We start from the raw sequence: 21778 nt of genomic DNA, 5'->3' as shown, positions 1-21778 counted from the left end.
AGGGTCCCTCGACATGAAGTCTCTTGATTTCGAGTATCTTGACATCGAAACAAGTGGCTGGTGATGCTGGAACCATGACCTCACCCGTCTGGGACCCCCAGCAGTATCTCCGCCACGCCGACCACCGCACCCGCCCTTTCCACGATCTGCTGGCCCGTGTCGGCCCCCTGCCGCACCCCGCCCCACGCATCGCGGACCTCGGCTGCGGCGCGGGCAACGCCACCGCCCTCCTCGCCGCACGCTGGCCCGGGGCCCGTGTCACCGGCTACGACAACTCCCCCGGAATGCTGGAGCGGGCCCGCGCCCACGCCGGACCCGGCCTCGACTTCGCCGAGGCCGACGCCGCGACCTGGACCCCCGGCGAGACGTACGACCTGATCGTCTCCAACGCGCTGCTCCAGTGGGTGCCGGACCACACCGCGCTCTTCCCCCGCTGGCTGGACGCCCTCGCCCCCGGCGGCACCCTCGCCTTCCAGGTCCCCGGCAACTTCGACGCCCCCAGCCACACCCTGATGCGCGAACTCGCCGCGTCACCGCGCTGGCGCGACCGGCTGGGCGGGGTGCTGCGCCACGGCGACGCGGTGGACACCCCGGCGGAGTACCTCGCCCACCTCACCGGCCTCGGCTGCGAGGCCGACGTCTGGGAGACCACCTATCTGCACCTCCTGACGGGCGAGGACCCCGTCCTGGACTGGGTGAAGGGGACCGGGCTGCGCCCCGTACTCACCGCCCTGGCCGACGACCCCGAAGCCCGCGACGCCTTCGTCGCCGCCTACCGCGAACTGCTGCGCACCGCCTACCCGCCGGGCCCCCACGGCACGGTGCTGCCCTTCCGCCGCGTCTTCGCGGTGGCCCGGACCCCCGAGTAGTACCCCGGCCCCGGCGCCACGCCGCGCCGGACGGGAACGGCGTCACACCGGACGGGAACGGCCCCGGCGCCCCGCCGGGGCCGGAGAGCGGCCGGCGGGACACGGGGCCGGGTGAGCGGGCGCGGGCCGTCAGTTCTTGCGGTGGCCGATCAGGCGCGGCTTCGACTCCAGGTTCTCCAGCCCGTGCCAGGCCAGATTCACCAGATGGGCCGCGACCTCCGCCTTCTTCGGCTTGCGGACGTCCAGCCACCACTGCCCGGTCAGCGCCACCATCCCGACGAGGGCCTGCGCGTAGAGCGGCGCCAGCTTCGGGTCGAAGCCGCGGGCCTTGAACTCCAGGCCGAGGATGTCCTCCACCTGCGTGGCGATGTCGCTGATCAGCGACGCGAATGTGCCCGTGGACTGGGCGACGGGGGAGTCCCGCACCAGGATGCGGAACCCGTCCGTGTACGTCTCGATGTAGTCCAGCAGGGCGAACGCCGCCTGCTCCAGCAGCTCACGCGGATGGCCCGCGGTCAGCGCGCCCGTCACCAGGTCGAGCAACTGGCGCATCTCGCGGTCCACCACGACGGCGTACAGGCCCTCCTTGCCGCCGAAGTGCTCGTACACCACCGGCTTGGAGACCCCCGCGCGGGCCGCGATCTCCTCGACCGAGGTGCCCTCGAAGCCCCGGTCCGCGAACAGGGTGCGGCCGATGTCCAGCAGCTGCTCCCGGCGCTCCTTACCGGTCATCCGGACCCGCCGGGCCCGTCGGGTAGGGGAAGTCCTGCTCTTCTCGCCGTTGCTGCCTGAGTCGGTGACCACGTCCTCAATCATGCCGGGTCGGCGCCCACGGGCTTGCGGCGGGAGGCCATACGCGAGGCGTCCGGCCAGCGCACGTCGCGCGCCCAGCCCGCCTGCTCGAACCAGCGGATCAGCCGGGCGCTGGAATCGATCTGGCCGCGCAGCACCCCGTGCCGGGCGCACGTCGGGTCCGCGTGGTGCAGGTTGTGCCAGGACTCGCCGCACGAGAGGACGGCCAGCCACCACACGTTGCCCGAGCGGTCACGGGACTTGAAGGGCCGCTTGCCGACCGCGTGGCAGATGGAGTTGATCGACCAGGTCACGTGGTGCAGCAGCGCCACCCGGACCAGCGAACCCCAGAAGAACGCGGTGAACGCGCCCCACCACGACATCGTCACCAGTCCGCCGACCAGCGGCGGGATGGCCAGCGAGAGGACGGTGAAGCTCACGAAGTGGCGGGAGATCGCCCGGATCGCGGGGTCCTTGACCAGGTCGGGCGCGTACTTCTGCTGCGGTGTCTGCTCCTCGTTGAACATCCAGCCGATGTGGGCCCACCACAGGCCCTTGAGCAGGGCCGGGAGGTCGTCGCCGAACCGCCACGGCGAGTGCGGGTCGCCCTCGGCGTCGGAGAAGCGGTGGTGCTTGCGGTGGTCGGCCACCCAGCGCACCAGCGGACCCTCCACCGCCATGGAGCCCGCGACCGCCAGGGCGAGGCGCAGTGGCCGCTTCGCCTTGAAGGAGCCGTGCGTGAAGTAGCGGTGGAAGCCGATCGTCACCCCGTGGCAGCCGAGGTAGTACATGAAGACCATCAGGGACAGGTCCAGCCAGCTCACACCGCGGCCCCAGGCGAGAGGCACCGCGGCGACCAGGGCCGCGAAGGGCACCACGATGAACAGCAGCAGCGCGATCTGCTCGATCGAACGCTTGTTGTCTCCGCCGAGCGTGCCGGAGGAGGGTGCGGGATCGGGGACGGCGGACGGCAGGCCGTCGTCGAGTACATCGGGGCTGGTGGTCATAGGGGAGTCCCCCGTGAGGTGAGGAAATATGACGGTATGACCGGGCTACGCTTCCGTAACCTACGGCAACGTAAGTATGGCAGCGAAACCACCCGCGACACGAGACCGCCCACGCCACCACCCCGGTGACACCCACCCCCGGCCCCACCGTCAACCACTCCCCAGGGCTGCCCACACGCCCGTCCCCCGGCCACCTATCCTGGGTGGGTCGGACAGCGCGGTCCGCACTCTGCGTTCACCCGGGGTGGCGTGAGTACCGCGACGACCCCGGACCCCTGTGACAGACGTGCTCACCGGTCTCCCGCCGCCACCTTCCAGGGAGACGCTTACGCGACGCACCTCTTCCCACCACTGCAAGGAGCCGCACACTGTGAGCAGTGCCGACCAGACCCCCGCCGCGAACACCGAACTGCGGGCCGATATCCGACGCCTCGGCGACCTGCTGGGCGAGACCCTCGTACGCCAGGAGGGCCCCGAACTCCTCGACCTCGTCGAACGCGTCCGGGCCCTCACCCGCACCGACGGCGAAGCGGCCGCCCAGCTCCTCGGCGACACCGCCCTGGAGACCGCCGCCCAGCTCGTCCGCGCCTTCTCCACCTACTTCCACCTCGCCAACGTCACCGAGCAGGTCCACCGCGCCCACGAGATGCGCGACCGCCGGGCCGCCGACGGCGGAGTCCTCGCCCGCACCGCCGACCGGCTCAAGGACGCGGACCCCGAACACCTGCGCGAGACGGTGAAGAACCTCAACGTCCGCCCCGTCTTCACCGCACACCCCACCGAAGCCGCCCGCCGCTCCGTGCTCAACAAGCTCCGCCGCATCGCCGAGCTGCTGGAAACCCCCGTCATCGAGGCCGACCGCCGCCGCCACGACCTGCGGCTCGCCGAGAACATCGACCTCATCTGGCAGACCGACGAACTCCGCGTCGTACGGCCCGAACCCACCGACGAAGCCCGCAACGCCATCTACTACCTCGACGAACTCCACGCCGAAGCCGTCGGCGACGTCCTGGAGGACCTCGCCGCCGAACTCGAACGCGTCGGCGTCGAACTCCCCGCCGGCACCCGCCCCCTCACCTTCGGCACCTGGATCGGCGGCGACCGCGACGGCAACCCCAACGTGACCCCCAAGGTCACCTGGGACGTCCTGATCCTCCAGCACGAACACGGCATCACCGACGCCCTCGAACTCATCGACTACCTGCGCGGACTGCTCTCCAACTCCATCCGCTACGCCGGAGCCACCGACGAGCTCCTCACCTCCCTCCAGACCGACCTGGAACTCCTCCCGGAGATCAGCCCCCGCTACAAGCGGCTCAACGCCGAAGAGCCCTACCGGCTCAAGGCCACCTGCATCCGCCAGAAGCTCGTCAACACCCGCGAACGCCTCGCCACCGGCACCCCGCACCGCCCCGGCTGCGACTACCTCGGCACCTCCGAACTCATCCACGACCTCACCCTCATCCAGACCTCCCTGCGCGAACACCGCGGCGGACTGTTCGCCGACGGCCGCATGGACCGCACCATCCGGACCCTGTCCGCGTTCGGCCTCCAGCTCGCCACCATGGACGTACGCGAACACGCCGACGCCCACCACCACGCCCTCGGCCAGCTCTTCGACCGGCTCGGCGAGGAATCCTGGCGCTACGCCGACATGCCCCGCGACTACCGGCAGAAGCTCCTCGCCAAGGAACTCCGCTCCCGCCGCCCCCTCGCCCCCACCCCGGCACCCCTGGACGCCGCCGGCGAGAAGACCCTCGGCGTCTTCCACACCATCAGCCAGGCCTTCGAACGCTTCGGCCCCGAAGTCATCGAGTCCTACATCATCTCCATGTGCCAGGGCGCCGACGACGTCTTCGCCGCCGCCGTCCTCGCCCGCGAGGCCGGACTCCTCGACCTGCACGGCGGCTGGGCCAAGATCGGCATCGTGCCGCTCCTCGAAACCACCGACGAGCTCAAGGCCGCCGACGTCATCCTCGACGCCATGCTCGCCGACCCCTCCTACCGGCGCCTCGTCTCCCTGCGCGGCGACGTCCAGGAGGTCATGCTCGGCTACTCCGACTCCTCCAAGTTCGGCGGCATCACCACCTCCCAGTGGGAGATCCACCGCGCCCAGCGGCGCCTGCGCGACGTCGCCCACCGCTACGGCGTACGCCTGCGCCTCTTCCACGGCCGCGGCGGCACCGTCGGCCGAGGCGGCGGCCCCTCCCACGACGCCATCCTCGCCCAGCCCTGGGGCACCCTGGAGGGCGAGATCAAGGTCACCGAACAGGGCGAGGTCATCTCCGACAAGTACCTCATCCCCGCGCTCGCCCGCGAGAACCTGGAACTCACCGTCGCGGCCACCCTCCAGGCCTCCGCCCTGCACACCGCGCCCCGCCAGTCCGACGAGGCCCTCGCCCGCTGGGACGCGGCCATGGACACCGTCTCCGACGCCGCCCACACCGCCTACCGCAAGCTCGTCGAAGACCCCGACCTGCCCGCGTACTTCCTCGCCTCCACCCCCGTGGACCAGCTCGCCGACCTCCACCTGGGCTCGCGGCCCTCCCGCCGCCCCGGCTCAGGCGTCTCGCTCGACGGACTGCGCGCCATCCCCTGGGTGTTCGGCTGGACCCAGTCACGCCAGATCGTCCCCGGCTGGTTCGGCGTCGGATCCGGACTCAAGGCGCTGCGCGAAGCCGGCCTCGACACCGTCCTGGACGAAATGCACGAACAGTGGCACTTCTTCCAGAACTTCCTCTCCAACGTCGAGATGACCCTCGCCAAGACCGACCTGCGCATCGCCCGCCACTACGTGGACACCCTCGTCCCCGACCCGCTCAAGCACGTCTTCGACGTCATCCAGGCCGAGCACGAACTCACCGTGCGGGAAGTCCTCAAGGTCACCGGCGGCAAGGAACTCCTCGACACCAGCCCGGTGCTCCAGCAGACCTTCGCCATCCGCGACGCCTACCTGGACCCGATCTCCTACCTCCAGGTGTCCCTGCTCGCCCGCCAGCGCCAGGCCGCCGAACGCGGAGAAGAACCCGACCCGCTGCTCGCCCGCGCCCTGCTGCTCACCGTCAACGGCGTCGCCGCCGGACTCCGCAACACCGGCTGACCCACACCCCGGAACACCCGCGGGCGCGGTCCTGTCACAGCGCGAAGAACGTCGCCGCCAGCAGGACCGCCCCCGCGGCCCCCGTGCCCCACGCCGTCCGCGTCAGCCGCAGACCCCCCGCGATCAGCAGCGACGCCAGCACCAGCGCACCGCCCAACGGCACCCAGGCGTGCAGGAACCCCGGCACCCCGGTCCGCACGACCTCCCCGGTCCCCGGCTTCACCACCACCGGGAAGCGGTCACCCTTGCGCACCGCCACGGACCGCTCGATCGTCACCCCGGACCGCCGCTCCGACTGGGCGTCCGGCGCGAACGACCCCGTACACATGTCCTCGCCGCACCCCGTCACCGACATCGTCCCGTGCTCACGGCCCTTGGCCAGCACGATGTGGTGCGCCCTCTCCCACGACGCCCACACCCCCGCCACGAGCAGCAACAGGACGACACAGCCGGCCGCGAACGTACGGCCGTGGTGCAACAGCCGGTGGGACGTGCTCCGCTTCATGGGGGCAGATCTTTGGCGAGAGCCGGACCCTTGGTCAACTCGTGGCCGGAAAACACCCAGGAAGCGACAGGAATGTCAGGAGTTGTACGCCGACTGCGCCCGCTCAAGACCGTCCGCCACCAACGCCTCCACCGCGTCCGCCGCCCGGTCCACCAGATAGGCCAGCTCCTTGCGCTCGGCGGACGAGAAGTCCTTCAGCACGAAGTCCGCCACCTGCATACGGCCCGGCGGCCGGCCGATCCCGAACCGCACCCGGTGATAGTCCGGACCCATCGCCTTCGTCATCGACTTCAGCCCGTTGTGCCCGTTGTCGCCACCCCCCAGCTTCAACCGCAGCGTCCCGTAGTCGATGTCCAACTCGTCGTGCACTGCCACCACATGATCCGTCGGCACCTTGTAGAAGTCCCGCAGCGCCGTCACCGGCCCACCCGACAGGTTCATGTACGACATCGGCTTCACCAGCACCACCCGACGGCTCAGCGGACCCGGCGGACCCATCCGCCCCTCCACCACCTGGGCCTGCGCCTTCTGCGCCCGCTTGAACTTCCCGCCGATCCGCGTCGCCAGCAGATCGGCGACCATGAACCCGACGTTGTGCCGGTTCGCCGCGTACTCGGGGCCGGGATTGCCGAGGCCCACGATCAGCCAGGGGTCGGTGGCGTCGGACATCTGCGTTCGGTCTCCTCGCGCATGGAACGGACGGACAGCGGAACGGGGCACACAGCGCATACGCGCGCACCACGAAACGGGTCGGACAACGAAAAACGGGTCGGACAACGAAAAACGGGGCGGCGCGACCCCCGTGAGGGACACGCCACCCCGTCAGTCAAGCAGGTGCGGCGAGGCTCAGGCCTCTTCGCCCTCGCCGTCCTCCTCGGACGGCTCGGCCTGCGCGGTGACGACCGACAGCACGACGGCCTCCGGGTCGTCCACCAGCACCGAACCGGTGGGCAGCGGGATGTCCTTGGCGAAGACCGACTGACCGGCGTCCATGCCCTGGACGGAAACCGTCACGGACTCGGGGATGTTCGTCGCCTCGGCCTGCACGCGCAGCGTGTTCATGACGTACTCGAGCAGGTTCGAACCCGGAGCCAGCGCACCCTCGACCTGCACGGCGACCTCGACGTCCACCTTCTCGCCGCGCTTCACGGTGAGCAGGTCGACGTGCTCGATGTCGCCACGCAGCGGGTTGCGCTGCACGGCCTTCGGGATGACCAGCGCGTCCTTGCCGTCGATCTCCAGACCGATCAGGACGTTCGGCGTACGCAGCGCCAGCAGCAGGTCGTGGCCCGGCAGCGTGATGTGGACCGGCTCGGCGCCGTGGCCGTAGACCACGCCGGGAACCTGGTGGGCACGACGGATACGGCGGGCGGCGCCCTTGCCGAACTCGGTACGGGCCTCGGTGGCGAGCTTGATCTCGGCCATGGTGCACTCCTCGCAAGGTGACGAACGTTCGATGGTCACCCGGCCCACGACAGGCCTGCTACGAAGAGCGCGTCGATAACGGACCGCCGGCCCTCATGATCCCTCATGAGAACGGCCTCCCTCGCCGAGCAACTCCATGAGTCTACCCGGCGGGGAGGCCGCACCCCAAGTGGATCACCGGCCCCGGGGATCAGCCCGGGATCAGCCCTGCTCCTCGAAGAGGCTCGTGACCGAACCGTCCTCGAACACCTCACGCACCGCACGCGCGATCGTCGGCGCGATCGACAGCACCGTGATCTTGTCGATCTCCAGCTCACCCGGCGTCGGCAGCGTGTCCGTGAACACGAACTCGCTCACCTTCGAGTTCTTCAGACGGTCCGCCGCGGGGCCCGACAGCACCCCGTGCGTCGCCGTCACTATGACGTCCTCCGCCCCGTGCGCGAACAGGGCGTCCGCGGCGGCACAGATCGTGCCACCCGTGTCGATCATGTCGTCGACCAGCACACACACCCGGCCCTCGACGTTGCCCACGACCTCGTGGACGCTGACCTGGTTCGGCACGTCCTTGTCACGGCGCTTGTGCACGATCGCCAGCGGCGCGTCCAGCCGGTCGCACCAGCGGTCCGCGACCCGCACCCGGCCCGCGTCCGGCGAGACGACCGTCAGCTTCGACCGGTCCACCTTCGCACCCACGTAGTCCGCCAGGATCGGCAGCGCGAACAGGTGGTCCACCGGACCGTCGAAGAAGCCCTGGATCTGGTCCGTGTGCAGATCCACCGTGAGGATGCGGTCCGCGCCCGCCGTCTTCATCAGATCCGCGATCAGCCGCGCCGAGATCGGCTCACGGCCACGGTGCTTCTTGTCCTGGCGGGCGTAACCGTAGAACGGCACGATCACCGTGATCGACCGGGCGGACGCGCGCTTCAGCGCGTCCAGCATGATCAGCTGCTCCATGATCCACTTGTTGATCGGAGCGGTGTGGCTCTGGATCAGGAAGCAGTCGGCGCCACGCGCGGACTCCTGGAACCGCACATAGATCTCACCGTTGGCGAAATCGAAGGCCTTCGTCGGCACGAGGCCCACACCCAACTGGTGCGCGACCTCCTCGGCCAGCTCGGGGTGGGCGCGGCCGGAGAAGAGCATCAGTTTCTTCTCGCCGGTCGTCTTGATCCCGGTCACAGCACAGTCTCCTCAGACGTGTATCTGGCGCCGCGCGCATGTGTCCCGATGTGCGACGAGCCAGCCGAAATGGGTGAGCACCTATCACGGTACGCCGCCTGGGGCGCACCTGTTTCCGGTCAGCTTTCGCCGTCGGACTCCTGACCCGCCGCCTGGGCCGCCTGGGCCGCCGGGCTTCCGGGACGCTTCCGGGCCACCCAGCCCTCGATATTCCGCTGCTGGCCCCGCGCGACAGCCAGAGAGCCGGCCGGCACGTCCTTGGTGATGACCGAACCCGCGGCGGTGTAGACACCGTCCCCGACCGTGACGGGTGCCACAAACATATTGTCCGAACCGGTCCGGCAGTGGGACCCGATCGTCGTGTGGTGCTTGGCCACACCGTCGTAGTTCACGAAGACGCTCGCCGCGCCGATGTTGGTGTGGTCACCGATGGTCGCGTCACCGACGTAGCTCAGGTGCGGGACCTTGCTGCCCTCGCCGATCGTGGCGTTCTTCATCTCCACATACGTCCCGGCCTTGGCCTTCACACCCAGCCGCGTCCCCGGACGCAGATAGGCGTACGGGCCCGCCGTCGCCCCCGCGCCGATCTCCGCGCCGTCCGCCGTGGTGGTGTCCAGCCGCGCCCCGGCGCCGACCGCGGTGTCCTTGATCCGCGAGTTCGGGCCGACCTCGCAGTCCTCCGCCAGATGCGTCGTACCCAGCAGCTGGGTGCCCGGGTGCACGACCACATCGCGCTCGTACGTCACCGTCGCGTCGATCAGCGTGGACGCGGGGTCCACGACCGTCACCCCGGCGAGCATCGCGCGCTCCAGCAGCCGCTCGTTGAGCAGCCGCCGTGCCTCGGCGAGCTGGAGGCGGTTGTTGATGCCCAGGATCTCCCGGTGGTCGCCCGCCACCGAGGCGCCCACCCGGTGGCCGTCCTCACGCAGGATCGACAGCACGTCGGTGAGGTACTCCTCGCCCTGGCTGTTGTCCGTCCGCACCTTGCCGAGCGCCTCGTCCAGCAGCCGGCCGTCGAACGCGAAGACGCCGGAGTTGATCTCACGGATCGCGCGCTGCGCGTCGGTGGCGTCCTTGTGCTCGACGATCTCGGTGACGGCGCCGGTGGCCGCGTCGCGGACGATCCGGCCGTAACCGGTGGAGTCCGGGACCTCGGCGGTCAGCACGGTGACGGCGTTGGCGTCCGCGGTGTGGGTGGCGGCGAGCGCGGAGAGGGTCGCGCCGGAGAGCAGCGGGGTGTCGCCGCAGACGACGATCACGGTCCCCTCGACGGCCCCGCCCAGCTCGTCGAGCCCCATCCGGACGGCGTTCCCGGTGCCCTTGCGCTCGGCCTGGAAGGCGGTGCGTACGGGGGTCTCGTCGGCGGCGAGATGCGCGGTGACCTGCTCACTCGCGTGCCCGACGACCACGACGAGGTGCTGCGGACCGAGCTCCCGGGCGGCGGCGACGACATGACCGACGAGCGAACGGCCGGAGATCTCGTGCAGGACCTTGGGAGTCTTCGACTTCATACGGGTGCCCTCACCCGCTGCGAGGACGACGACGGCTGCCGGGCTTGTGGTGCTCACGGATGTGCCCTTCGGCTTCGGGTGATGGACATCCGCAGGATACCGGGGGTGTTCGGGCCCGAAACGAGCGCGGGCCCCGACCGGTTGGGTCGGGGCCCGCGCTGCGGGGGCTCCCGGGGAAGGAATCGAACCCTCATTCAATGGACCAAAACCATTTGTCCTGCCATTAGACGACCCGGGATAGTATGGGTGCTATGCCCGAATTTCCTTCTCGGGCGGAAGCGCAGCCCCTACTATGCCGTACCACCAGCCTTCGATGCGACGGTACAGCTCCGCACTCCGCAGTACACGGATCACGAGGCAACCCCGGTACTCCCCGCCGACGTTCTTCCGGTTGCTCCCGGGCTGATGCCTCTTCAGTGATGTCTTGCCGAATCGCGAGGGGTCCGCGTCCGCGTGCCGGGCCCAGAAGCGTTCCGCCTCGGCGGCGTCGGCGGACTCGTGGATGTGGACGTGGAACCTGAGCTGTTCCGGGGTGACACCGAGCAGACGGAGCCAGGCGAGGTAGACGCTGATCATGTCCGGATCGCTGTTGACGAAGGACACGCGCTCCTGGCGTCGGTAGGGCTTGGACTTGGCGCCTTCGGCCCAGTAGAGCCCGACACCGACCAGGAACAGCTCGCGCTCGCTCAGCGTCGCCGTCTCCCGGCGGGCCGCCTCCCTGGTCCGCAGGCGTTCCGTCTCGCGACGGCGGAGCGTGGCCTCCCATCCCCGCCTGGCGGCGGCCGAGGCGTCCTCGCGGGAGCGTCGCGGCGGCTTCGGCAGGTCCCGCACCCACAGCGAGACCGAACTCTTCGAGCACCCCAGCTCGACCTGGATCGCGTCGTACGTCAGCCCCTGGCGCCGCAGCTCCCGGGCGCGCTCGCGCAGGTCGTCCCGGGCCCGGGGGCGTCTCGTCCACTCCGGGGCGGGCTCGCCGTTCACGAGGCGCTGGAGGAGGTCGTTGTTGTGGACGTGGAGCCGGTCGCGGATCTGGCGCAGGCTGAGCCCGTCACGGCGCAGCGCCACCGCCTTCTCCCGCAGGCCCTCGAAGTCCGCGTACCTGTCGTGGGGCTGGGTCATACGGACACGATCGTGCGGAATGCGGACGTCCGGTCGAAGAGGCGCGTGGTTCACCGGATCGTGGGGACCGGGTGCGTTCCGGTCCCGGGCGTTCGCCTCCTGTGCTGCCGGACTCTCCGGAAAAACGGATGCGGCCGCCCGTACGCTGGATGCCATGACCGCAACGGGGGCAGACCAGGAAGCGCCGGGTGGGACCACCCGCGCGTACTGGTGGTGGGAGCGGCGGCGTGGTGTCGCCCTGGACGTGGGGCTGGCGCTGGTCTCGGCGCTGGAGTGCGCGCTGGAGGGGGTGGAGTTCGCCGGGGACACGGGGCTGCCGGTGCCGCTGGGGGTGCTGTTCGGGCTGCTGGCCGGTTCGGTGCTGGTGGTGCGCCGCCGGTGGCCGATCGCGGTGGTCCTGGTGTCGATCGCCACGACGCCGGCCGAGATGGGCTTTCTGATGGGGCTCGTCGGCCTGTACACGCTGGCCGCCTCGGAGGTGCCGCGCAGGATCACGATCGTGCTGGCGGGGATGACCTTCGTCGGTTCGTTCGTCGTGGGGTACGTGCGGCTGCGGCAGAGCGTCAGCGCGCACGCCGACGTGGATTTCGGTCCGGGTGACTGGTACATCCCGCTGGTGTCGTTGTTCATGGCGCTGGGGCTGACGGCGCCGGCGGTGCTGTTCGGGCTCTACATCGGGGCGAGGCGCCGGCTGATGGAGAGCCTGCGGGAGCGGGCGGACTCGCTGGAGCGGGAGCTGTCGCTGCTGGCGGACCGGGCCGAGGAGCGGGCCGAGTGGGCGCGTACGGAGGAGCGGACCCGGATCGCCCGGGAGATGCACGACGTGGTGGCGCACCGGGTGAGTCTGATGGTGGTGCACGCGGCGGCGTTGCAGGCGGTGGCGCCGAAGGACCCGGCGAAGGCGGTGCGTAACGCGGCGTTGGTCGGTGACATGGGCCGGCAGGCGTTGACGGAGCTGCGGGAGATGCTGGGGGTGCTGCGGAGCGGGGACGCGCTGGTGCCCGGGCCGGTGGGCCGGGTGCCGTTGGCGTCGGTGGGCCGGGTGGCGGCCGAGGCGGCGGTGGTGGTCGTGGAGGACGGTCCCCGGCTGTGCGAGGTGGAGGCGTTGGTGGCGCAGTCCCGGGACGCGGGGATGGCGGTGGAGCTGTCGGTGGACGGGGAGACGCGTGCGTACGCGCCGGAGGTGGAGCAGACGGCGTACCGGGTGGTGCAGGAGGCGTTGACGAACGCGCACAAGCACGCGGCGGGTGCGAAGACGTGGGTCCGGCTGGCGCACCGGGGCGCGGAGGTGGCGATGCAGGTGGAGAACGGTCCGGCGGACGGTGCCACCGCGGACGCGGGTCTGCCCAGTGGGGGCAACGGGCTGGTGGGGATGCGGGAGCGGGTGCTGGCGCTGGGGGGTGTGTTCGTGTCGGGGCCGACCGACGCGGGCGGGTTCCGGGTGTCCGCGGTGCTGCCGGAGGGCGGGACCGCGGTGTGAGTCCCGGGTGGTCCGGCGGTGGGGCCACCGGTCCTGGTGTCACGTGGTGTTGACGTCTCGGTGTCACATGGTGTTGACGATGAGGCCGATGTGGGTGAAGTAGTTGAGGCCTCCGAAGAAGAGGAAGATCACTCCGGCCAGGGCCCAGACGGCGCCGACGACGAGGGTCAGGGGGCTCCGGGGGCGGTGGAGCGCGAAGGGGAAGAGCAGCGCTCCGATGCCGACGAGCACGTAGAGGCTGGACATGAAGCTGGCTTCGAGCATGGGCATGTCCGCGAACTCGCCGGAGATGGGTTCTTCGGGCGGTGCGGCGAAGAGGGTGTACTTCCAGCCGGCGGCGGCGATGCCGAAGCAGGCGAGTCCGAGTCCGAAGACCAGGACGGAGACGGGGGAGGCGATGTGGGCGATGCGGCGGGTGCGGTCGGGGGCGGCGAGGAGGGTGTCGCCGCGTTTCCAGAGGTAGAAGGCGGCGAAGGCGAGGAGTGTGCCGAAGCCGAGGGCGGGCTCGCCGAAGATGATGTTGTCGAAGGGGAAGCCCTGTCCGGCGAGTGGCCAGGTGAGGGTCATGTGGAGGCCGGTGGTGACGAGGATGAAGCCGAGTGCGCCGAAGGCGAGTACCCAGCCGTCGAGGTTGACGGTGCCGGCGGGCCGCAGGAGCCGGTAGCCGAGGGCGACGACGAGGATGAGCCCGGCTCCGGCGGCCAGGGACATGATCGTGTTGTACGTGGGCATCTTGGTCCAGTCGATCTTGAGACCTGATGCCGCGAGGGGCAGGGTGTGGCTGATCATGCGCGGAGCGTAGGGGCGTACGGGGGTGAATCGGCGTAATGCGGTGCGCGTGCGGGCGTTTTACGGCTGTTCGGGGGTGCCGGGGCGGGTGAACCGGGCGGATGGGCCGGTCCCGGCCGGTCGGCGGGTGGGCCGGGTTCCGCCCGGTCCCGGCCGGTCTTCCCCGGACGTCAGGCGGTCTGGCTGAGGCGGGTGGGCTGGACGCCGGTGATCAGGGTGCCCAGGGCCCGGTCGATGTCGGAGCCGAGGTACCAGTCGCCGGTGTGGTCGATGGAGTAGACCCGTCCTTCGCTGTCGATGGCGAGGACGGCCTGGCCGTCGCCCTCCTCGCCGAGCGGGGCGACCTCGGTCTCCAGTGCGCGGCCGAGGTCGCCGAGGGTGCGGGCCAGGTGGAGTCCCCGCAGGGGGTCGACGCGCAGGACGGCGGGGGCGATCTGCCGGCCGGGCGCGGAGGCCGTGACGCGGAGCCGGCCGAATTCGGCCCAGGCCTCGACGGCGGCCGGGAAGACGGCGTGCTGGTGTCCGGCGGGTGAGGTGTGGGAGCGCAGGGCGTCGGCCCACTCCTCGGCCTGGCGGATGTCCCAGCGCCCCGGTTCCCAGCCCGCCTCCCGCAGGGCGGCCTCGACGGGGCCCGGGAAGCGTGCCGAGGGGGCGTGGCCCTGCTGGGCGGGGATGTCGCTTCGTTCGCGCATGGCTGGCGGCTCAGCTCTTCTCGGCGGCGGTCGCCGCGCCGGTGGTGAGGTCGACGGGGCGTACGCCGAAGTGGGCGAGCATCACCGCGCAGGAGCGGCAGGGGGGCGCGTAGCCGCCGTGGAGCGGGTCGCCGTCCTCGCGGATGTGCCGGGCGGTGATCCGGGCGTGCTTGAGGGCGCGGCGGGCCTCGCCGTTGGTGAGGGGCTTGCGCTGGGCCCGCTTGGAGCGGCTGCTGTCGGCGGCGGTGAGCTGACGGGAGAGCAGTATCGCCTCGGGGCAGCGCCCGGTGAAGCGTTCGCGCTGGTTGCTGGTGAGGGTGTCGAGGAAGTCCTGGACGAGCGGGTGCAGGACGGGTGGCTGGTCGCCCTTGCCGGCGGTGCAGGTGAGTGTTTCGCCGCGTACGGACAGGGCTGCGGCCACGGCGGGCAGGATGCCGTCGCGGCGGTGGTGGAGCTGAGGTGTGCGGCTCGGTTCGGTGCTGCTCCAGCTGAGTCGCGGATCTCCGGACGTGACTGTTTGTGCAGGGTGCATGTTGTGGACTTCCCTCCCGCAATCCCCCGAGTTGCGGAGCACAGCCTGCCAAATGTGCAGCGTGGTGGGAAAGCTGGGTGGGGGAAACGTGTCTGCGTGTCGCGGATTTGTGGCGGTGGTGTGGTGTAGCCGTCACCTGATGGTGACGCTGCGTGACGCCTGGTTCCGGGGCGGGGGTGGCCGTCGTGCCACCGCATAGGCTGTGCGGAACACCAGACGCAGCAGGGGGCAACCGCCATGACGACAGGTCGGCTCGGGCAGCAAGCCGCGCCACCGAACGCGGCCTATGCCGGGCAGGTCGTGCACTTCCCGGACCCCGTCCGGGCGTCCCGTCACCCCAGGGGTGTGCGCGTGGACGAGCACGGCCGCCCGGACTTCTCGCCGTACGCCCGTGCGGTCGCGGAGATCGCCGAGCCGCCGCCGGGGTTCGGCATCGACGAGCTGCGGCTGACGGACGTGGTGTCGGCGAACGCGGCGATGGCGGCGGCGGGTCACGAGCTGTGGGACACGATCGCTCCGGTGGCCACTCCGCACGGCTGGACCTGGCACCACGTGGCGGGTGGCCGCCGGATGGAGCTGGTCCCGGTCGAGGTGAAGGCGCTGCTGCGCCACCACGGTGGTCTGGCGACGGCGTCGGTGGACCAGACCCGGCGGGGTACGCGCCCGTTGCAGGAGACCCGGCCGGCGCACTTCGGGCTGCCGAAGGCTTCGGTGGCGGTGGCCGAGCAGCAGATCCTGGGCGTCGAGGAGGATCTGGGGTACCGGCTTCCGGGCGCCTACCGTTCCTTCCTCAAGGCGGCCGGCGGCTGTGCCCCGGTGGGCGTGGCGCTGGACGCGGAGCTGGGTCTGCTGGTGGACCAGCCGTTCTTCACGGTGCGCGAGGAGGCCGCCGTGAACGACCTGGTGTACGTCAACAAGTGTCTGCGGGACCACTTCACCAAGGACTATCTGGGCGTCGGTTTCGTCCAGGGCGGGATTGTCGCCGTGAAGGTGCGGGGCGGTGACGTGGGGTCGGTGTGGTTCTGCGCGTACGACGACGCCCGGGACCAGGACGGCTGGAGCGTGGGGGAGCGGGTGGAGCGGCTTCTGCTGCCGTGCGGTGCGGACTTCGACGCCTTCCTCCAGCGTCTGGCGGGCAACCCGCCGGAGTTGGAGACGGTGGCGAACCTGATGGTGGACGGCGGCTTCGCGCGGGCCGTCCCGGTGGAGGGGTGAGCGCGGGATGGTGACGTTCGCGCAGGCGCAGGAGCGGGCGGACGAGTGGGTCAACGGTGACGTGCCCGCGTATCAGCACCGTGAGGTGCGGGTCCGTGAGTTCGAACTCGGGTTCGTGGTGTGGGCCGAGGACCGGCCGGACGGTCCGGTGTCGGACGGGGGCCGCCAGCGGTTGGTGATCGCCCGGGACAGCGGTGAGGCCACGCTGTGGCCGGGGCTGCCGGTGGGTGAGGTGATCCGGCGGTACGAGGAGGAGTACGGGGCGCGTGGCACGGCCCCGGCCGCTCCGGAGCCGCCGCAGCGCATCGATCTGAATCAGACGTCGTTCCTGCTGACTCCGCCGGAGTGGCTCCAGGAGGCGGCGGACAAGCTGGGCATCCCGGACCGGCGTGCGGAGCCGGCGCCCGAGGGGGCGTCTTCGGGCGGCACCGGCGGCGCCCCCTCGGGGGGCGTTCCCGCTCAGGGGGCCGCCCGCCCGGAGCCGTCCGACGCGGTGCCGTCCGGTACGGCGGCGTCGGGCACGGGGTCGTCCTCGGGTGGTTGGCCGGCCGCCGGTGGCGAGGAGGACCACGAGCCGACGGCGTCGGACGGGGTGCCGGCCGGGGCCACCCCGTGGGCGGGCACGGACACCAACGCGGGCTCGGACGAGGGCGAGGTGGGGCTGCCGGCGACGGTGTTCGCACCGCCGCTGTCCGGGTCGGACGACGACGACACCCCGCCCCCGGGTGTGTCGGCGGAGGCGCCGACCGCGCTGATGTCGGGCGGGAGCCAGCTGCCCAGGACGGCGGTCGTCCCGGGGCTCGACCCGCAGTCCGGACCGGGCACCCCGCCCTCCGGGACGCCCGCCGGTCCCGGTGCGCCTGCCGCTCCCGGGGTGCCGACGGGCCCGGCCTCGTCCGGGACTTCGGGTTCCTCGGCCGCGGACATCGCGGACGCGGCCACCAGCAAGGCGACCGTGTCGCCGCGTGGCGCGCGCGGGACGGGGCCGACGACCCCGCCGCCACCGGGCGCGCCCGGTACGCCGGGGGGCGCCGTGCCCCCGCCGGGAGCCCCGGGTGTGCCGGGCGCTCCGGGCGCTCCTGGGGGTTACGTACCGACGCAGTTGGTGCCGCAGACGGGTCCGCCCGGCGCCACCCCCGCCCCGGGTGCGCCGACGCCCGCGGGCCCGCCCCCTCCTCCCGGGGCGACCCCGCCGCCCGGCCCGCCCGCTCCTCCTGGTGCGACGCCGCCCGGTGGCGGGGTGCATCACGCCGCGACGGTGTTCGCGGACGCGAGCATCGGTGGCCCGAACCTGCCGCGTCCTCCGGGTCCGCCCGGTGCTCCGGGTGCGACCCCGCCGCCCGGTCCGCCCGCTCCTCCTGGTGCGACGCCGCCCGGTGGCGGGGTGCACCATGCCGCGACGGTGTTCGCGGACGCGAGTATCGGCGGTCCGAACCTGCCGCGCCCTCCGGGTCCGCCCGGTGCTCCGGCGGGTCCGCACACACCGCCGCCCCCGGCGTACGGCTATCCGCAGCAGCCGGCCGGGCAGCCGACGGTGGGCCCCGGCTACCAGGCGGTGCTGAGGTTCCGGGCGCCCGACGGCAGCGAGCAGCGGTTGATCCGCCGGTCCGCGCCGGGCACCCCGCACCCGGAGTGGCAGATGCTGCACGAGCTGCGGGCGATGAACGTGCCGCCGCAGCAGGTCATCGAGCTGCACACGGAGCTGGAGTCGTGTGAGCTGCCGGGCGCGTACTGCGCGCGGATGATCCGGGAGATGTGGCCGCAGGTCCGGATCACGAGCGTCGCCCCGTACGGCACGGACCACGCGAGCCGGCAGCAGGGCATGCGCGCTCTGCTGACGCATCAGGGCGAGCTGCACCAGGTGGCGGACGGTCCGGCGCGGCCGGCCCCGGTGCGGGCGCCGCTGCCGCAGGTGGCGCCCGCGCCGCCGCTGCCGCCGGAGGCGCTGGCCGAGGAGATGCTCGGCGCGTTCGGCCCGCAGGGCGTACTCCGCTTCGACCAGCGGGCGGTGTCGCGTCAGGGCGTGCCGGAGAGCGTGGCGCGGACCCTGGTGTGGGCGGGGCTGCCCGCCGATTTCGGGCCGTTCTTCTGGGGGCAGCCGGGGCAGCCGGTGGTGCCGACGCTGGGTGAGCTGGCCGCGCAGCGGCAGGTGCCGGCGGCGTCCGACGCGGGTTCGTACCTCGTGATGGGGTCGGACTTCGGCCGGGCGGTCTGTGTGCAGTACGGCACGGCGAACATCGTGGCCGTGCCGGTCGAGGCGGGTCCCGGCGGGCAGCCGGTGCCGCCGCAGTTCGTCAACACCGGACTGGCCGAGTTCGTACGGTCGATGGCGTTGCTGGGCCGGATGTGGCGGCTGCGGTACGGGCTGAATCCGGAGCAGGCGGGCCGTTGGACCGTCGATTTCCAGGCGCAGTTGGCGGCGCTGGACCCGGCGGCGCTGGCGTCGCCGGAGAGCTGGTGGTCGGTTCTGCTGGAGCAGATGTGGGATGGGCTGTTGTGATCTGACCCGTCGAAGGAGTGGCGCCCGGACCCGTTGTGGTCCGGGCGCGTTCCTTTTTGTGCGTTCTGTGATGCCGATCGCTTCCGTCTTGAAAACAGCTGATCGATTCCGACTTCCGGCATCATTTGCCGCATCCTTGACGTATTGCTGGGTGACCGGGGCGTCGACGAGCGGGAATGGGGCTTCAGGGATGAGTGGTGGACCGGTGTCCGCGTTCGACGTCGTCGGCATGCGGGGGCGGGGTTACCGTCCGGAGCAGGTGGACCGGACCGTTGCCGCGCTCCTCGGTGAGCTGGACGGGGCTCTGGACCAGCTGTCCCGGCTGAGGACCCTGGCGGAGGAGCGCTCGGCGGAGTCGGCGCGGCTGCGCGAGGTGGTCGCGTCGCTGGCACCCCAGACGTACGCGTCGCTGGGGGAGCGGGCCCAGCGGATCCTCGCACTGGCGGAGGCCGAGGCCGAGGCGGTCCGCGCTGCGGCGGCCGAGGAGGCGCAGGCACTCCTGGACGGGGCCGAGGCGGCGGGCCGGGAGGCGAAGGAGGCGGCCCTCGCGGAGGCCGGGTCGGTGCGGGCCGCCGCGGAGGAGGCGGCCGGGACGCTGCTGGAAGCGGCCCGTGACGCGGCCGGGACGGTGGTGCGGGAGGCGCTGGAGGAGGCCGGCCGGATCCGTGGGGAGGCCGACGCGGACATGGCCGAGACCCGTCGTCGTACGGCGGGTGTGCTGGCGCATCAGGAGCGGGAGCACACGGAGCGGGGCAAGGCGGCCGAGGAGGAGACCGCCGTGGCGGTGGCCCGGGTCGCGGCCCGTGAGGCGGAGCTGGCGGAGCGGGGCGAGGCGTTGCTCGCACGGGCGCGCCGGGAACTGTCGGAGGCCGAGGAGGCCGCCCGGCACCGCCAGGAGGACACGGAGGCGCAGGCGGCGGGGATGCTCGCCGAGGCGCGGGTGGCCGAGGAGCGGGTCGGCCGGGAGACGGACCGGGTGCTGCGGGAGCACGAGGAGGCCCGCGAGGATTTGCGCTCGCACATGGCGCACGTGCGGACGGCCCTGGCGGCGCTGACGGGCCGCACCCTGTCGGACCGGGAGCCGGCCGGAGGGTGACGGAGGTGTGAACCCGTCCTGCGGGCCGGGGCGTTCGGCGGAGACCGGTTCGTCCCCGTACGGTCCGCCGGGGCGGGCGGCTCACGTGCCGTCCGGGCGCCCCCGGGTGCCGTCGTCGAGGACCGGGAAGCGGCGCGGCGCCATGACGAGGAGCACCAGCAGCGCGAGTACGGCGGCCGCTGCCGCACCGACGAAGACATGGTCCGTGGCCGTGGCGACGGCGCGGCGCAGGTAGTCGGTCGTGGCGGACGGGAGGGCGGCGGGGGACTGGAGGGCGCGGGAGACGCCGTCGAGGTCGCCGGGCAGTCCCGGCATCGGGGCACCGGCCAGCCGGGAGGCGAGGGTCGCGTTGGCGACGGCACCGAACAGGGCCGCGCCGAGGCTCTGGCCGACCTGCCGGCAGAACAGTACGGAGGCCGTCGTCGTGCCCCGCTCCGACCAGCCGACGGTGGACTGGACGCCCACGATCAGGGGCAGTTGGAAGAGGCCGAGGGCCGCGCCCAGCAGCAGCATCAGCAGGGCGGGCTGCCAGGCGGCCCCCGGGAAGGGCAGCAGCGGGAAGGCGAGCAGGGCCAGGAGCGCGGCGCTCATGCCGGTGATCGCGGTGTTCCGGAAACCGACGCGGTTGTAGACGCGGTCGGAGAGCGCCGCCGCGACCGGCCAGCTGAGCGTCATGACGGAGAGGACCAGACCGGCGGCGACCGGGCCGAGTCCCAGCACCGACTGGGCGTAGGTCGGCAGGAAGACGGTGGGGGCGACCATCAGCAGCCCCATCGCTCCCAGGGCGAGGTTGACCGAGGCGATGGGGCGGCGGCGCCAGACCCAGCCGGGGATGACGGGTTCGGCCGCGCGCCGTTCGACGACGACGGTCAGGGCCGCGAGGGCGCCGCTCGCCCCGAGCAGGGTGAGGGAGGGGGCCGAGAGCCAGGGCCAGGCGACCCCGCCCTGGACGAGCGCCGTCAGCAGGAGCGCGCCGGTGGCGAACACGGTGAGGGCACCCGCCCAGTCGACGCGCGGGCGGGTGGCGGGGCGGGGGCGGGCCGGTTCGTGGAGGTGGCGGACCACCAGCCACAGGGCGACCGCGCCGACCGGAAGGTTGACGAGGAAGATCCAGCGCCAGTCGGCGTACGTGGCGAGCAGTCCGCCCAGCGCGGGCCCGGCCACCGAGGAGGTGGCCCACACGGTGGACAACTTGGCCTGGATCTTCGGGCGTTCCTTCAGCGGGTACAGGTCGGCGGCGATGGTCTGCACGGTGCCCTGGAGGGCGCCGCCGCCGAGGCCCTGCACCACGCGGAACGCGATCAGGGCGGCCATGTTCCAGGCGGTGGCGCAGAGCAGGGAGCCGGCCAGGAAGAGGACGATGCCCGCGACCAGGACGGGCTTGCGGCCGAAGGTGTCGGAGAGCTTCCCGTACACGGGCAGGGTGACGGTCACCGCGAGCAGATAGCCGGAGAACAGCCACGAGAACACGGCGAACCCGCCGAGGTCTCCGACGATCTGCGGGACGGCGGTGGCGACGATGGTGCCGTCGATGGCCGCCAGGCCCATGCCGAGCATGAGCGCGGCGACCACGGGGCGCCGGGCCCGGTCGGCCCGCGCCGCGGCCACCGCGTCGCCCCCGGCTCCGGGTACCGGGGTGCCTCCGGCCCCGTCCCCGGCCCCGGTGTCAGAGGTGCCCGGAGTGTCCGGAGTGTCAGCGATATCCGGGATGTCCGGCGTGGCCGAGCCGCCCGTACCGCCCGTGGCCACCGTGGCTTTTCGGCCGCTCGGTATGTCTCCGGTCCCTGACGCCTCACCGGTCTCCGCCGGGTCCGCGCCGCGCTCCACGGGGGTGTGCCCCGGGGTGCCGGCCGTCCCCGCGGCCTTGGTGCCGTCCGCGCCGCCCACCGTCATTCCTTCCCTATGCATGCGGTTTTCCGGTTCACTGTCTCACCGGGAGCCGCCGGACGGGAGGCGGAGCCCGAAGA

18 protein-coding genes and 1 tRNA gene are annotated in these 21778 nt (G+C 72.0%); 6 read left to right on the top strand and 13 right to left on the bottom strand.

Annotated elements, in window-relative coordinates; all coding sequences use genetic code 11:
* Nucleotides 1–74 precede the first annotated feature (74 nt).
* Nucleotides 75–869, top strand: a complete 795-nt coding sequence (locus B9S64_RS12885; protein ID WP_103488635.1) for a trans-aconitate 2-methyltransferase — start codon at nucleotides 75–77, stop codon at nucleotides 867–869.
* Nucleotides 870–998: 129 nt separating this feature from the next.
* Here the strand turns inward: B9S64_RS12885 and B9S64_RS12880 are convergent, their stop codons facing one another.
* Complete coding sequence (locus tag B9S64_RS12880) at nucleotides 999–1685, bottom strand: TetR/AcrR family transcriptional regulator (protein ID WP_078569060.1); 687 nt, start codon at nucleotides 1683–1685, stop codon at nucleotides 999–1001.
* Nucleotides 1682–2668: a fatty acid desaturase gene (locus B9S64_RS12875; protein ID WP_028441331.1), complete on the bottom strand. Its 987-nt coding sequence runs from the start codon at nucleotides 2666–2668 to the stop codon at nucleotides 1682–1684. Before B9S64_RS12875 ends, B9S64_RS12880 begins: the two co-directional genes overlap by 4 nt.
* A 370-nt stretch (nucleotides 2669–3038) precedes the next feature.
* On the opposite strand from B9S64_RS12875, the gene ppc reads away from it, so the two are divergent.
* Nucleotides 3039–5768: a phosphoenolpyruvate carboxylase gene (gene ppc / locus B9S64_RS12870; protein WP_103488634.1), complete on the top strand. Its 2730-nt coding sequence runs from the start codon at nucleotides 3039–3041 to the stop codon at nucleotides 5766–5768.
* A gap of 34 nt (nucleotides 5769–5802) precedes the next feature.
* Here the strand turns inward: ppc and B9S64_RS12865 are convergent, their stop codons facing one another.
* From B9S64_RS12865 to B9S64_RS12835, 7 genes are all read right to left on the bottom strand, one after another.
* On the bottom strand, nucleotides 5803–6273 hold the full coding sequence (locus B9S64_RS12865; protein WP_037877626.1) for a hypothetical protein: 471 nt from the start codon (nucleotides 6271–6273) through the stop codon (nucleotides 5803–5805).
* Nucleotides 6274–6348: 75 nt separating this feature from the next.
* The gene (gene pth, locus B9S64_RS12860; protein WP_103488633.1) at nucleotides 6349–6942 is read right to left on the bottom strand and encodes an aminoacyl-tRNA hydrolase; all 594 of its coding nucleotides are present in this window, start codon (nucleotides 6940–6942) and stop codon (nucleotides 6349–6351) included.
* Between the two features lie 177 nt (nucleotides 6943–7119).
* Nucleotides 7120–7698 (bottom strand): 50S ribosomal protein L25/general stress protein Ctc, encoded by a 579-nt coding sequence (locus B9S64_RS12855; protein ID WP_103488632.1) that lies wholly within the window; start codon nucleotides 7696–7698, stop codon nucleotides 7120–7122.
* Nucleotides 7699–7899: 201 nt separating this feature from the next.
* Nucleotides 7900–8877: a ribose-phosphate diphosphokinase gene (locus B9S64_RS12850; RefSeq protein WP_103488631.1), complete on the bottom strand. Its 978-nt coding sequence runs from the start codon at nucleotides 8875–8877 to the stop codon at nucleotides 7900–7902.
* A 119-nt stretch (nucleotides 8878–8996) separates the two neighbouring features.
* Nucleotides 8997–10445: a bifunctional UDP-N-acetylglucosamine diphosphorylase/glucosamine-1-phosphate N-acetyltransferase GlmU gene (gene glmU / locus B9S64_RS12845; RefSeq protein ID WP_103488630.1), complete on the bottom strand. Its 1449-nt coding sequence runs from the start codon at nucleotides 10443–10445 to the stop codon at nucleotides 8997–8999.
* A 110-nt stretch (nucleotides 10446–10555) separates the two neighbouring features.
* A tRNA-Gln gene (locus B9S64_RS12840) sits at nucleotides 10556–10626 on the bottom strand.
* An 11-nt stretch (nucleotides 10627–10637) separates the two neighbouring features.
* The gene (locus B9S64_RS12835) at nucleotides 10638–11507 is read right to left on the bottom strand and encodes a hypothetical protein (protein ID WP_103488629.1); all 870 of its coding nucleotides are present in this window, start codon (nucleotides 11505–11507) and stop codon (nucleotides 10638–10640) included.
* Nucleotides 11508–11661: 154 nt separating this feature from the next.
* Here B9S64_RS12835 and B9S64_RS12830 point away from each other — a divergent pair, with 154 nt between their 5' ends.
* Nucleotides 11662–12987, top strand: a complete 1326-nt coding sequence (locus B9S64_RS12830; RefSeq protein WP_103488628.1) for a sensor histidine kinase — start codon at nucleotides 11662–11664, stop codon at nucleotides 12985–12987.
* Between the two features lie 63 nt (nucleotides 12988–13050).
* Here B9S64_RS12830 and B9S64_RS12825 read toward each other — a convergent pair whose 3' ends face one another.
* The 3 genes from B9S64_RS12825 to B9S64_RS12815 all read right to left on the bottom strand — a co-directional run bounded on the left by B9S64_RS12825 (nucleotide 13051) and on the right by B9S64_RS12815 (nucleotide 15000).
* Complete coding sequence (locus B9S64_RS12825; RefSeq protein ID WP_037877616.1) at nucleotides 13051–13776, bottom strand: DUF981 family protein; 726 nt, start codon at nucleotides 13774–13776, stop codon at nucleotides 13051–13053.
* 170 nt (nucleotides 13777–13946) lie between these two features.
* Nucleotides 13947–14468, bottom strand: a complete 522-nt coding sequence (locus B9S64_RS12820) for an SUKH-3 domain-containing protein (protein ID WP_103488627.1) — start codon at nucleotides 14466–14468, stop codon at nucleotides 13947–13949.
* Nucleotides 14469–14478: 10 nt separating this feature from the next.
* Nucleotides 14479–15000 (bottom strand): YwqJ-related putative deaminase, encoded by a 522-nt coding sequence (locus tag B9S64_RS12815; protein ID WP_028441320.1) that lies wholly within the window; start codon nucleotides 14998–15000, stop codon nucleotides 14479–14481.
* 237 nt (nucleotides 15001–15237) lie between these two features.
* Between B9S64_RS12815 and B9S64_RS12810 the strand changes: the two genes are divergently transcribed.
* The 3 genes from B9S64_RS12810 to B9S64_RS12800 all read left to right on the top strand — a co-directional run bounded on the left by B9S64_RS12810 (nucleotide 15238) and on the right by B9S64_RS12800 (nucleotide 19811).
* A complete protein-coding gene (locus B9S64_RS12810) occupies nucleotides 15238–16215 on the top strand; it encodes an SMI1/KNR4 family protein (RefSeq protein WP_103488626.1) in 978 nt (325 codons plus the stop codon).
* A gap of 7 nt (nucleotides 16216–16222) precedes the next feature.
* The gene (locus B9S64_RS12805) at nucleotides 16223–18715 is read left to right on the top strand and encodes an SUKH-4 family immunity protein (RefSeq protein WP_109492047.1); all 2493 of its coding nucleotides are present in this window, start codon (nucleotides 16223–16225) and stop codon (nucleotides 18713–18715) included.
* Between the two features lie 190 nt (nucleotides 18716–18905).
* A complete protein-coding gene (locus B9S64_RS12800) occupies nucleotides 18906–19811 on the top strand; it encodes a cellulose-binding protein (protein ID WP_103488973.1) in 906 nt (301 codons plus the stop codon).
* A gap of 81 nt (nucleotides 19812–19892) precedes the next feature.
* On the opposite strand, the gene B9S64_RS12795 is transcribed toward B9S64_RS12800, so the two are convergent.
* Entirely contained in the window at nucleotides 19893–21719 is a 1827-nt protein-coding gene (locus B9S64_RS12795) for an MFS transporter (RefSeq protein ID WP_258037693.1), read from the bottom strand.
* Nucleotides 21720–21778: the final 59 nt, after the last annotated feature.

The sequence above is a fragment of the Streptomyces sp. SM18 genome (assembly GCF_002910775.2).
Classification (GTDB): Bacteria; Actinomycetota; Actinomycetes; order Streptomycetales; family Streptomycetaceae; genus Streptomyces; species Streptomyces halstedii.
This window is presented reverse-complemented; position numbering and strand designations above follow the sequence as displayed.